The 11,536-nt window shown below is 46.4% G+C and carries 11 protein-coding genes, 1 tRNA gene and 1 pseudogene; 5 read left to right on the top strand and 8 right to left on the bottom strand.

Annotated features, from left to right (window positions below):
• Window positions 1-134: 134 nt before the first annotated feature.
• The 4 genes from VB714_RS12860 to VB714_RS12845 form a co-directional block, all read right to left on the bottom strand.
• Window positions 135-1,940 (bottom strand): caspase family protein, encoded by a 1,806-nt coding sequence (locus VB714_RS12860; RefSeq protein WP_323224742.1) that lies wholly within the window; start codon window positions 1,938-1,940, stop codon window positions 135-137.
• Between the two features lie 2 nt (window positions 1,941-1,942).
• Window positions 1,943-2,269 (bottom strand): hypothetical protein, encoded by a 327-nt coding sequence (locus VB714_RS12855; RefSeq protein WP_323224740.1) that lies wholly within the window; start codon window positions 2,267-2,269, stop codon window positions 1,943-1,945.
• A 156-nt stretch (window positions 2,270-2,425) separates the two neighbouring features.
• A tRNA-Pro gene (locus VB714_RS12850) sits at window positions 2,426-2,499 on the bottom strand.
• Between the two features lie 78 nt (window positions 2,500-2,577).
• Window positions 2,578-3,090 carry a GNAT family N-acetyltransferase gene (locus VB714_RS12845; RefSeq protein WP_323224738.1) on the bottom strand — a complete coding sequence of 171 codons (513 nt, stop codon included), beginning with the start codon at window positions 3,088-3,090 and terminating at the stop codon, window positions 2,578-2,580.
• A 229-nt stretch (window positions 3,091-3,319) separates the two neighbouring features.
• On the opposite strand from VB714_RS12845, the gene VB714_RS12840 reads away from it, so the two are divergent.
• The 3 genes and pseudogenes from VB714_RS12840 to VB714_RS12830 form a co-directional block, all read left to right on the top strand.
• Window positions 3,320-4,039: a hypothetical protein gene (locus tag VB714_RS12840; protein WP_416309671.1), complete on the top strand. Its 720-nt coding sequence runs from the start codon at window positions 3,320-3,322 to the stop codon at window positions 4,037-4,039.
• Window positions 4,040-4,088: 49 nt separating this feature from the next.
• Window positions 4,089-4,961: an alpha/beta hydrolase gene (locus VB714_RS12835; RefSeq protein ID WP_323224734.1), complete on the top strand. Its 873-nt coding sequence runs from the start codon at window positions 4,089-4,091 to the stop codon at window positions 4,959-4,961.
• Between the two features lie 154 nt (window positions 4,962-5,115).
• Window positions 5,116-5,406, top strand: a pseudogene (locus VB714_RS12830) (DUF6679 family protein); the annotation flags it as partial.
• 177 nt (window positions 5,407-5,583) lie between these two features.
• Here VB714_RS12830 and VB714_RS12825 read toward each other — a convergent pair.
• Genes VB714_RS12825 through VB714_RS12815 form a run of 3 tightly spaced genes read right to left on the bottom strand, consistent with a single transcriptional unit; the run spans window position 5,584 to window position 9,311 of the window.
• Window positions 5,584-7,203, bottom strand: coding sequence for an MBL fold metallo-hydrolase (locus VB714_RS12825; RefSeq protein WP_323224732.1), 1,620 nt, complete (start codon window positions 7,201-7,203; stop codon window positions 5,584-5,586).
• A gap of 27 nt (window positions 7,204-7,230) precedes the next feature.
• Complete coding sequence (locus tag VB714_RS12820) at window positions 7,231-7,353, bottom strand: hypothetical protein (RefSeq protein ID WP_323224730.1); 123 nt, start codon at window positions 7,351-7,353, stop codon at window positions 7,231-7,233.
• A 44-nt stretch (window positions 7,354-7,397) separates the two neighbouring features.
• Window positions 7,398-9,311 (bottom strand): cation:proton antiporter, encoded by a 1,914-nt coding sequence (locus VB714_RS12815; RefSeq protein WP_323224728.1) that lies wholly within the window; start codon window positions 9,309-9,311, stop codon window positions 7,398-7,400.
• Here VB714_RS12815 and VB714_RS12810 point away from each other — a divergent pair.
• Together VB714_RS12810 and VB714_RS12805 are read left to right on the top strand one after the other, a co-directional pair.
• Entirely contained in the window at window positions 9,302-9,568 is a 267-nt protein-coding gene (locus VB714_RS12810; protein WP_323224726.1) for a hypothetical protein, read from the top strand. The genes VB714_RS12815 and VB714_RS12810 overlap by 10 nt on opposite strands.
• Window positions 9,510-11,087: a hypothetical protein gene (locus VB714_RS12805; RefSeq protein ID WP_323224725.1), complete on the top strand. Its 1,578-nt coding sequence runs from the start codon at window positions 9,510-9,512 to the stop codon at window positions 11,085-11,087. Before VB714_RS12810 ends, VB714_RS12805 begins: the two co-directional genes overlap by 59 nt.
• A 108-nt stretch (window positions 11,088-11,195) precedes the next feature.
• Here VB714_RS12805 and VB714_RS12800 read toward each other — a convergent pair.
• The coding region (locus tag VB714_RS12800; RefSeq protein WP_323224723.1) for an AbrB family transcriptional regulator at window positions 11,196-11,536 on the bottom strand (341 nt) is incomplete at its 5' end.

The raw sequence follows: 11,536 nt of genomic DNA, 5'->3' as shown, positions 1-11,536 counted from the left end.
AACTTTGGTCAGACCTTGCCACTCTTTTGATGAATCTTAAATCTCATAAGCGTCTCTATTTTCAGAAAGGACTGCACGCTCTAACCCTTATAAAATCGGCTTTATAGCTTGCTTGTCACCCCTCAAGAACTTTTTCAGCAAGCCCTAGATAGTCTGACACAAAATTCTAGGGCATCGTACCAAGAAACCCTCTCTACGGGTCGCTTATCGCCTTTGAAGTAGGAAGGATCGGGGTTGAGTTCTCTTTCTATTGTCTCCACTTGCGTCACCACTTCTCGCCATTGTGCTTGAGTTATTGGCGTTTTTCCCATCAAAAAGGGTTTTACCGTAACTTTATGCTGAGGATGTTCATCGTTATAACCTTGTCCTTCTGGCGATCCCATCAAAAAACTACCTCCCGGTATCGACACCATATCGATCGCCACCCCATTTCCCAAATCTTCGCGCAGATAGTTCGCCGATCGCCTCTCCTTCTTAACAATTTTTCCTTTCGCATTAACCGTTACAACTTCAAAATCAAAAGAAGGAAGTGAAAGTTTACTGGGTGATTCGTTTTCCTGAGATTGCCCCCTAAATCCCCCGATTTCGGGGGACTTTCCATCTTCAACACTAAAAGAAGAAAGTGAAAGTTTAGTGGGTGATTCGTTTTCTTTAGATTGCCCCCTAAATCCCCCGATTTCGGGGGACTTTCCATCTTCGACACTAAAAGAAGGAAGTGAAAGTTTAGTGGGTGATTCGTTTTCTTTAGATTGCCCCCGAAATCCCCCGATTTCGGGGGACTTTCCATCTTCGACTTGGGTTTTCTTGCTCCCCCAGATTTGGGGGTTGGGGGGCGAAGATTCAGAATTGTTCCCCCAGATTTGGGTGAGGGTTGAGGTTCCTTCTCCCCCAGATTTAGGGGTTGGGTTTCTTACTCCCCCAGATTTAGGGGTTGGGTTTCTTACTCCCCCAGATTTAGGGGTTGGGTTTCTTACTCCCCCAGACTTGGGGGTTGGGTTTCTTACTCCCCCAGACTTGGGGGTTGGGGGGCTACCCTTTCGCCAAATACGTTTTAATGCCCTCAAAGCCTTAGAATTAGCAGGAGAAGCCGCTAAAACTCTCACCCATAACTGTTCTGCGAGTTCGTCATCCCCTTCAATTTCAGCCTCTTGCGCTTCCGAGACAAGCAGCAAAATATCTTGTTCCGTTGCCTGCTGGGGTAGGAGAATGTAATGGAGCTTTTGCGCTGGTTCTACCACCGCATAAGGCACTTGTCGGGGCTTTTCGTACTGCTGGTTCAACTCCGTCACCCGATAGCGCAAACGGTTGTATAAGCGTTCTACCGTCGCACAATTATCCGCACCCCGGATTCGCAACGACTCCAACAGCGCATAAGTGAAAGAACCTTGCGCGATCGCCTCAATCTCAAAAGATCGCTCATAAGGACTGCAAGCCGAAATAGAAATCGTCCCTTGATGTTGTTCTAGCGCGATCGCACCCGATCGATCCCCCAAATCATTCTCATTGCGACAAGCATCTAAAAAGAGAATAACGTTATCTGCCCCCGATCGCCGCAACCTCTCCGCAATATAACTAATGGCGATCGCCGTCTGACCCACCAAGCGAGGATTTCCCGTACAAGGCATGAGATAATCCTGACCATTTTCTCGTATTCCGTGACCGCTAAAAAAGAACCAAAAATTATCCCCCGTTTCCAATTGCGAGTACTCAAAAAAGTCATGCAGAAAGGAAATAAGATTACTGTAAGTAGGTTGTGTTTCTTGCAGAGAACCATCCGGTGCATCAATAGCAGGAGAATCATCGGTAAAATAGAACACCTCCTCAAACCCCAATTCATCTGCCAAAAAATCCCGCATTAATGCCGCATCTCGCAGGGCAAAACGTAGCGACGGTAAGCGCTGATACTCATTAATGCCAATAATTAGAGCATGATTTGCCATAGTTAGCGATCGCGCTTAAACTTCAATGTAATCGCACCCTTTCCTTCCAATCCAATCCCCGTTCCCATCAACTTTACCTCCCCCTCTCCTGTAATTTCCACAGACAATTCCACCTCATCCAAAATCATGCCCGTTCTCGTTTCAGCGCGATCGAACATCTCCCCCACCATTTCCACAAAATCCGACATTTTCTCCCGCACCACCTCCGCACTCACTTCCACCGTCTGTACAATAACCTTTCGCGGTGCATAAGGGTTTCCCCTGACTCCACTGGCATTGCGATCGCTCGGTTCTGCGGTAACAATTAACAACTTTTTCTCTTCACTCATCACTTATTACCCTTTTGAAATCTTGGCAACACCAATTATAAATGCTCTCGTCTACCTTTACCTTGGGTTTAAACGTAGCCATTTTTGAAAAATGGCCAAAGAGAAAGATCCCACAGATCTGCCTCGAAACCTTCAAACCTTCAGATTTTAGTTAAATCGGGATGACAGGATTTGAACCTGCGACATCCTGCTCCCAAAGCAGGCGCGCTACCAAGCTGCGCTACATCCCGTTACCTTGATAGTATAGCGGATTGCTCGACAAATATCAATGCTCGATTTATTATTGATTGCGCCTTAATCCTCAACTCTTAATCTGGATACCAAAACATCCCCTTAATTCCCTCGGGGTCGAGAATAAAACCAAGACGACGGTAAAAATCCACCACATGGGGATCGGCAAAAAGAGTAATGTTGCTAATATCTTCGTTACGCAGTTTTTTGATCGTATATCTCATTAACGCCTTTCCCAAACCCTGACTTTGAAATTTGGGATGAACAACAACATCCCAAATTGTGGCATTAAAGGCGCAATCGGAAGTTGCTCGGGCGAAACCGACCAAGCGACGTTTTGTCCCCCGTTGTTCCCACATAGAAACAACCAAAAAACTGTGTTGAAGCGCCTTCTTGACCTTGCGGAGAGGCCGCCTAGACCAGCCAACAGCATCGCACAATTCTTCAAGTTCGTAGAGATCGAGTTCTCTTTCCGTACTAAAGACAATGCGAGGCTCGCTGGCGATCGCCGCGCCATTTTTTTCTGGTTTTGTCCGACTCGGTAAAGTTGCCGCGTCAGAACTGCTAAATAAGCTCTTCCAAAAACCCATGCTAATGCGGCGAAGTCATTGAATTGCATAGCCAAGATGATACCACAACTCCTCGACCGACTTTTTTATTCTCCTACCGAAAAAACAGCGATCGCGCCAGACATCTCTTAAACTATGACGAGAGCTTTAGATTAGACTGAGGCTATTGACTCGGTATCGCGAAAATTTTTCTTGGCAGAAATTGGGTTCTGATGCCGACGGTTCACCCAGTAAGACGATCGAGCGAGTTATGGCTTCGGGGTTAAAATCATCCACCTTGGGACTCTTGAAACGCTTTAACCAAGCCTTTCCTCAGTTCTACGAACAGTTTGTTAGTAGTGAAATTCAGCTACAAAATTTGCGCTTGGCCTATCGGCTTTATAAAACCAAACTGGCAACCATTGAAGTTCGTCCTGAAGGTTCTAAAAGCGCCCTCCATTTTGCCTATCGCAATCAATCTTTTCTATTAAGCGATATTTTTGGCGTTTTGGCCGCTTACGGTTTGACCATTCACAGTTTGAGCTTGTACGGTCAAATCAAACCCCCCATGCTTGTTTTTATCAAATTGGTGGTTTCTCGGGGCAATAAAGCCTTGAGTGAAAAAACTGCCGATAATGTGTGCCGTGCCATTCGAGAAGCCTTAGCAGGACGTTTTGAGGTCGAAGAAATGCTGGCGGTTGAATTTAATCTTGATGCGGGTTTAGAGCAAGTCGAAACAGAATTCTATGTCGATCCCGTTTTTCACCTTCCTGCCCTTTTAATTGAAGCAGACAATCAACCGGGCTTATTTTATAAAGTTATGTACGCCATTTGGCAAGAAGATTTATTGGTGGTGAATGCTAATTTATTAGTTTGGCGCGGGAGAACTCGCTTGATCCTGTATCTTTTAGGACCGAATGAAAGTTTGATTCCCGAATATCTCGGCCAAAAGATTGCGGAAAGCGTTCGTTTTCGTTTAATGGGAGATTAAGGCAATGGCAGAGTTGGTTGAGTGCCAAGCCTTCGGGTAGGATGGAGATATGGACAAGATCGATATTTTGGGAGTGCCTCATGCTTATGAGTTAACCCCTCCCATTGCCAATTCCCAAACCCCTGTTTTGATTTTTATTCACGGCTGGTTGTTGAGCCGACAATATTGGCAGCCGTTAATCGCCTCATTTCGCGATCGCTATCAGTGTTTGCTCTACGATCTGCGGGGGTTTGGGGAGTCCCAGCTTGCCGATATTCCCCGCCAGAAGCATCTGAGTTATACATTAGAGGCCTACGCGCGAGACCTAGAAATTTTACTCGAACAACTCAATATTTCCCGATGCTGGGCGATCGGCCATTCCCTCGGAGGCAGTATCGCCCTGTGGGGAGCAGATTTACTTCCCGAAACCATTGAAGGTGTAATTTGTCTGAATGCGGGAGGGGGAATTTATTTAAAGGAAGAATTCGAGCGCTTTCGTAATATTGGTCAAAAAATTGTCAAATATCGTCCGCGCTGGCTGCAGCGTCTCTCTTTGCTGGAATTGCTGTTTGCTCGCACAATGGTTGTCCAGCCCTTAGCACGCCATTGGGGAAAACAAAGATTGCTTGATTTTATCAATGCCGATGCACAAGCAGCCTTGGGGTCTCTACTCGAGACGACGACAGAATCGGAAGTTCATCATTTACCGCAAATTGTTGCCCGTCTCGAACAACCGGTTTATTTTTTAGCTGGGGCGAAAGATCGCATCATGGAGCCCAAATACGTGCGCCATTTAGCCAGTTTTCACTCTTTGTTTCATCCCGTGGGGGAAAATGCGATTGAAATTGCCAATTGCGGTCATTTAGCAATGGTGGAACAAACTGAAGGAGTTAGAGTTCAAATTACCAGCATTCTCGAACGTCATGCTTGTGGCGATCGCTAAATATCGATGGATGTCAGACAGATTTTGCGCTAAACTAAAGGCTAACTCTACCCCGATAGCGAGGTACAATAATGACTTGCAAATCTTGCAAAAGTCAGAGTCAAATAACCATTTTTCCCCAAAAAAGGGATGCTCGACCAAGGAGAGGTTCGTGATGCTACACCGCAAGATTTATCAGATTTGTGCAGAAGGTCGTGAAGTTAGCGTGTTCTTGCGGGATCAACAACGGTGGATAGAAGATGCCAAAATTGTTGATTTGGAGGGGGATATCGTCACGATCCGCTATGACACAGAAGATGAAGACGAAATTAGCACTTGGGAAGAAATGGTTCGTCTGGAAAGTATCGGTACCGTGACTCAAAAGATTGCTTCTATCTCCCGAACATCCTCAGAAATTACAGTGACAGAGGATTGTCCCGAAGCCGAACGAATTCATCCCGAGGCAATTAAACTACCCATTAGCGAAGATTCTCTGGAAACAGAAGGGACTCATTCTAGTCTTTCAGAGGTTTCTGGCAGTGATGATTGCTTGGGAGAAGATTGTTCCGAACAATCTGCTACAGCCGAACAAACTTATCCCAATGCTCCTGATACAGGGGAAAACTGAATTTTTGCTTGAGTTTTATTCTTCTCGTGGTTTTTGTTCAAAAACCGGACAGCACCCTTGCAGGGTCACTTTAAATCCGTAAAGTGGGGACTGGCGGTTAAAACAGCGCTGACGGAATTGGTGATGGCAGGTCGCGCAACACTCTGTGACGGCTTGAATGGGGCGACTGCTCTGGGACAGGAGTTCTCGTTGGGAGAGTCCTCGCAGAACTAACTCGTTGCCTTGCCAGCGTGCTTCCAGCAAACCCGTATCGGCAAAGGTCTGCCAGTGGGAGGTTTGCATGAGGGCGTGGGGTAAAATAATACGGATGCTGTCCTCAAGTTCGACGATTTCTCCTTCATGGGGGACAGGGACGGGAACAGAGGGTTGGATAAAGCGATCGCCGACGGGTAATTCTAATAAAGTTCCTGTGGCTGGAGAATGGAGTTTATAGCGGTTGTGTAATTCTTCTAAGGCAATGAGATCCGTGAGATAAGTGGATGAACCATGCACGAGGAGAACGTGCTGGGGACGAATATTGTGGATGAGTTGGGCAGTATTGCGTCCATCGCTATGTTCTGAAAGTAAATAGGTTTCTAGGTGAATGTCTGGGGAATTCTCTAAAAGTTCGGGGTGAGGCATGGCCGTGCGGCCGGGATACTCGGCAAATAAAACCACCCAGGTTCCACCTTGAGGAATGCAATAATGCTGCCAAAGTTCGGCGCGATCGACGAGAAGTACGCAAGGAAATTCGGCGATCGCCTCAACTCCGGTTTCCGGTAGCCGACGCACTCGGGGCAACACTTGTTCGTCCCAAAATAAAGGTTGGTGACTGGCAAAGTTCTGCACGGAGTCAGGTAGAAGCGGCAAGAGTTCTAAGTAAGAATCGCAAGTTGCAGCAACGCTTTCACTCACCCAAACATTAACATCTCGTCCGGTAAATTGATGGTGCGATCGCAACAACAGCAAAATTTCTTGGGCTAACCCCATCCTGGGGACTGGGAGTAAAACCGAGTGTCCCATCGATAGTGCTGTATCGATTTTGCTCATTAATTTTTGCTCTAACTGTCGTCGTCTGGGATGTCTGGCGGTACCATAACTGCCCTCAATAATCAAAACATCGGGAGACGAACCTCGAAGGGACTCAACGGATAATCCCTCCACTAAACGAGAATTAGACAGAAAAAAATCCCCAGTATAGATTAAAGTATAATCCCTTTGAGGAGTATGACAAGAGAGAATAATTGCGGCTGCTCCTGGCAAGTGACCGGCGGGAAATAGCTGAATCTGGAGATTCTCGAACAGGGAAATCGGCGATCGCCAGGGCAAGATTTGACAAAACGAACTAATTTCTTTTTCTTCAGGCCAATTCAGGGGCAGCAAACGAGCAGTTGCTTCACTCCCATAAATCGGCATTTGCGGAAAATGCCGATGAAGAGCAAGCAAGCCCCCCGCATGATCGGTATGAGCGTGAGAGCAAAAGACAAAATCCGCAGGAGGATCGGAAGACTCTAATAACTCAGAAATATCTCTCAAACCGCAATCGAGGAGAATGCGATATTTCCCCATCCAGACGAGCAAACATACGCCTTCTATATCGTGTCCCACTCCATAGGGATAACAGGAAAAAAAGTGAGATGGATTAGAATCAATCACTATTTATCAGTTAATCAAAGAGTTTAATTAATGAGCAGAACCATTGCCATGATAATCATCCGAATCATAGAAGCCATTTTTCGTGCCGTAGAAGAGTGTTGCCACAATAAAAATGGCAGTCAGGACTAATAAAATAAACTTAACATCCATTGTTTGTCTTTCCTCTAGCTAAATTTCTTCTTATGATAGCCCTATTACTCCGATAGAGGCACAGCGAGGGGAATTTCCTCAACTTCTGGTAATTTTTCCAAAGCCAGACGAGAGGAAGATGTACCCCCAGATAGGCGTTTTAAAAGTTTGGGTCTGGGATCGTGAAGCAAATAAATCAGTTTATCTCCTGCTTGCCATAGTTCGGAAGCGATGGCGATCTGCAAACCTTTTTCTCGCTTCACCAATAAGGGTAAAAGTTCTCCGGCTCGAATCATGGCTTGCAAATGTGCCTGTTGAAAGGATAGCCCAGCTTCTTTTAAAACCGTTTCGCCTAATTTGACCTGCCCATCAATAATGTATTTGTTCCATTTTTTGATGGGAACTTGAGTCATAAAGGCTTGATTAACCTTTGTTTTTGTTTTCGTTTTTCCAGTTTCTTCGCGATCGCCGCCGTTATTTTGTGGAAAAATGGCTAAGACTCGAGGCGGACTAAATTCTTCTAGGGCGCGTTGAGCCAGCACGGAATTCACTTCCCCATTACTGGTTAGTGCAACAAAAGTACCAATGGACTCTAAGCCCGCATCTTCAAGAACATCCGCATCGAGACCGCTACTTTCAAAGACTTGAAGATTATACTCTCGAGCGCGATCGCAGGCCTCGGGGTCGGTATCGATCATCACGACGGATTCTCCTTCTTCCTGGAACAACCATCCCACCAAACGCCCCAAAGGATTACAGCCAATAATTACGGCTCCGGTGGCTTCCGAAGAAGTAATTCCCAATCCTTTAGCCACCCAACGCGCCGATAGTCCTTGCACAAAAACCGTCATCATAATGGTCAAAAAGACCAAGGCTTTAATGGATTCTCCACCATTAATTCCTTGTTGAGTTAACAAAATTGCAAATAAAGAGGCCACGGACGCGGAAATAATTCCTTTAGGACCCACCCAAGCAATAAACAGCTTTTGTCGCCAACTCAACGTGCTATTGAAAGTACATAAGGCAACGCTAATCGGTCGGACAATAAACATGAGGGAAAGAACCGTCAGTACGCTACCCCATCCCAGGGCAAAAATACTGGCGATGGACAAATCCGCCGCTAAAAGCACGAACAGGACGGATACCCCTAAAACCGTTAATTGTCCCTTAAAGCGTCTTAATAGCCGTTCTTCGGGCAGAGAGGAGGCTCTCAGGACGATTCCGGCAATGACCATCGCCATTAATCCCGATTCGCTTTTTAGAGCTTGAGATAAGCCAAATAAGCCCCAAACCCCCGCCAATACCACGAGATTTTTCAGGTCTTCGGAAAGAAACTTGGCTCGTTTGAGGAAAAATCCCAAGAACCAACCCCCCAATCCCCCCACGATCGCCCCTATGCCCAAACGCATGATTAGAGAGCTAAATACTGCCACGGGGAGAGCATCGCTATTGAGAATGGTATCGAGAACGACAACGGCGAGAATCGCACCCACCGGATCGATTAAAACCCCTTCTCCTTCTAAGAGAGTGGCGACTTGGCGATCGACGGAAACTTGTTTGAGGAGGGGACCTATCACCGTGGGTCCCGTAACCACGACGAGAGCAGCGTAGAGAAAGGCGATCGACCAAGGAAATTCGCTCAACCAATGGGCGGCCATTCCTCCCCCTAGCAAGGCAATGAGGGTGCCGAAGGTGACGAGATTGCGGAGGGTTGCAGAAACGCGCCCTAATGCTCTCAGTTCTAAGTTTAAGCCGCCTTCAAAGAGGATAATCGCTACAGCGAGAGCGACGAGAACTTCTAAACCCACCCCCAACTCGTGGGGATGTAGCAAGTTCAGTCCATCTGCGCCTAAAGCAATTCCGAAAAGCAGTAGGAAAACAATGCTGGGGACCCGTAAAAACTCACCTAAAACTTGAGCGCCGATCCCGGCCAGAACGGCAATAACAATTTGTAAAGTTAGGATAAACGATGATTCCATATATCTGGGAGATGCTAGGGAGCGGTAGTCGCATTAAGTTAGAATTGCTGCAGGCGATCGCCAGAAATCGTCTATATACTGTCTATATGTTAAATGTTGGACGGAGTAGACTCGACACTAGCTTGGATAATAACAAAAGGATTCTTATCGTGTCGGGTATTTTAACATTTAGGTCTTCTTCCCTGATTAGAATTTTTTATGGAATATCGCAGTTCGGTGGGGATGCGATCGCGCGATCGGTTTTCTCGACAAAATGATGATTGGCCGGAGTGGTTGTGGGGACTGGGTTTAGTGTTGGCTGCTTTGTTGGTCTTGGGGACAAACTTATCGGTCCCACTTTTGCAGGATGGCTCTGAGGTGGAACTGGCTCTCCAAGGGAAGGCGATCGCGGCCTCTCCTCATTTTCCCCAGGATTGGTTACTCATTTCTTTCGATCGGCCTTTCGATCGCCATGAATTCTCTTTATTATCGGTATTGATTGCTTTTGCTTATCGTTGGGGCGGGATTAATGAGGCGATGACCCGGTGGCCGATTGTTGGACTTGCGACTTTATCGGTATTTTTTCTCTATCGCACGGGTCGAGAGGTTTTTGCGCGGCGCAGTACGGCAATTATCGCGGCTTGGATTTACCTCGTTCTTTCTCCTCTGGTTCCCTTGGGACGATTTGCACTACCGACGGTGGCTAGTTCTTGCTTTGCTTTAATGACGATTTGGTTGACTTTGCGATCGCGTCGGGATTTTCGCTGGACGATGGGGATCGGTTTGGGGTTAAGTTTGCTGGGTTTAACTCAAGGAGGGTTGGCAATCATCCTCGGAGGGGTTGTCTTGAGCTTTTTAGCCTGGGATACTCCCCGGCTGCTGCGATCGCTTTATTTATGGGCGGGAATCCTTTTGGGGAGTTTTCCTTTTATCGGTTACATTTTACTGCATTCTTTCTCTTTAACTACTTTTTTGGCTCTGTTTCCTCACTCCTCTATTCTTTTAAGTCAGTTTTATGGGCTAAAAATCTTATGTTTTGCCTTACCTGGACTTTGCCTCGGGCTTTCGGGTTTACCTGTAGCGATCGCCGACTGGAATTGGGGATGGGCAAAGTTAACGTTAATTTGGTTTTCTGGAGCATTTATCGCGATTTCTCTCTTTTCTTTTTCCCTAGAGTCAAGTTTGCTACTTTTTCCCCCTTTGGCTCTAGCAGGAGGGGCAAAATTGAGGGATCTGCTTAATTCCCCCAGCGATCGCGAATATTCCAGTTGGTCTTTCCTGGCGATCGCCTTGGCATTGGTCGCGATAATCTCTAGTGTGGGTTTTGCGAGCTTATTTCCTCTCGACCGTGCTTCTGCTCTTATTTGTGCAGCCGTGGCATTATGTTTGGCAATGGTTGCTCTCACCATTGCTCAACACGATCGACAGGTTCTCATTCTCTTATTTTGGGGGATGTATCTTGCTTTATTTCTCTTGGGAAGCACTCTCCCCACCCAAGAGTTTGACTCGGTTTCTCATCTAGATTCTCTTCTGCAATCCATTCGCGAAACCCCTCAAAACCAAGTTATTTATACTTCTCTCCAGAATCAATATTCGGTGTTTGCGTTTTATAGCGATCGCCCCATTGCCACTAAAACCGACTTGCAGTTAGAACAACTCTGGTACGAGAAAAAGCATCCTTATGTTTTACTGCACCGCGATCGCGATCGCCAAATTATTCCCAATTTAAACAATGCGGAAATTCTCGGAACAACCTCCTCTGAAAATTGGCTGCTTCAGAGGAAGCGAGCGCCATAATTGTTAAAATACGCAACTAGAACACAACCCCTTTCGCCAGACTCTTCCGCCAGATGAAAGGGGTTGTATTCTATATGGTGATTTTTTCCCCGCAATGCGACGGGAATTTTACTCTTCTCCCAATTCTGAATCTTCATCATCTGTAATTTGTTTCAGATGAATGTGTTTCCGTCCCAGGGAAATTTCAAACTCATCTCCAGGCTGCAACCCCATTTTTTTCGTATAGGCTGAACCGATTAAAAGATTCCCATTGGATTGTACGCTAATGCGGAAACTTGCAGAGCGTCCGCCGCGTCCGCCACCATTGCTCGAACCGTCTAACTCAATACCCTCTGCATCAATGAGAGCGTTGAGAAATTTCATCATATTAACGCGCTCGATGCCATTCTTGGTAACGGTATAGTAACCGCATTGTCTGGCTTTTTCTTCTTTGGGAAGTTCTTCAAGAT

The sequence above is a fragment of the Spirulina sp. 06S082 genome, assembly GCF_034932145.1.
Taxonomy (GTDB): Bacteria; Cyanobacteriota; Cyanobacteriia; order Cyanobacteriales; family Spirulinaceae; genus CCY15215.
This window is presented reverse-complemented; position numbering and strand designations above follow the sequence as displayed.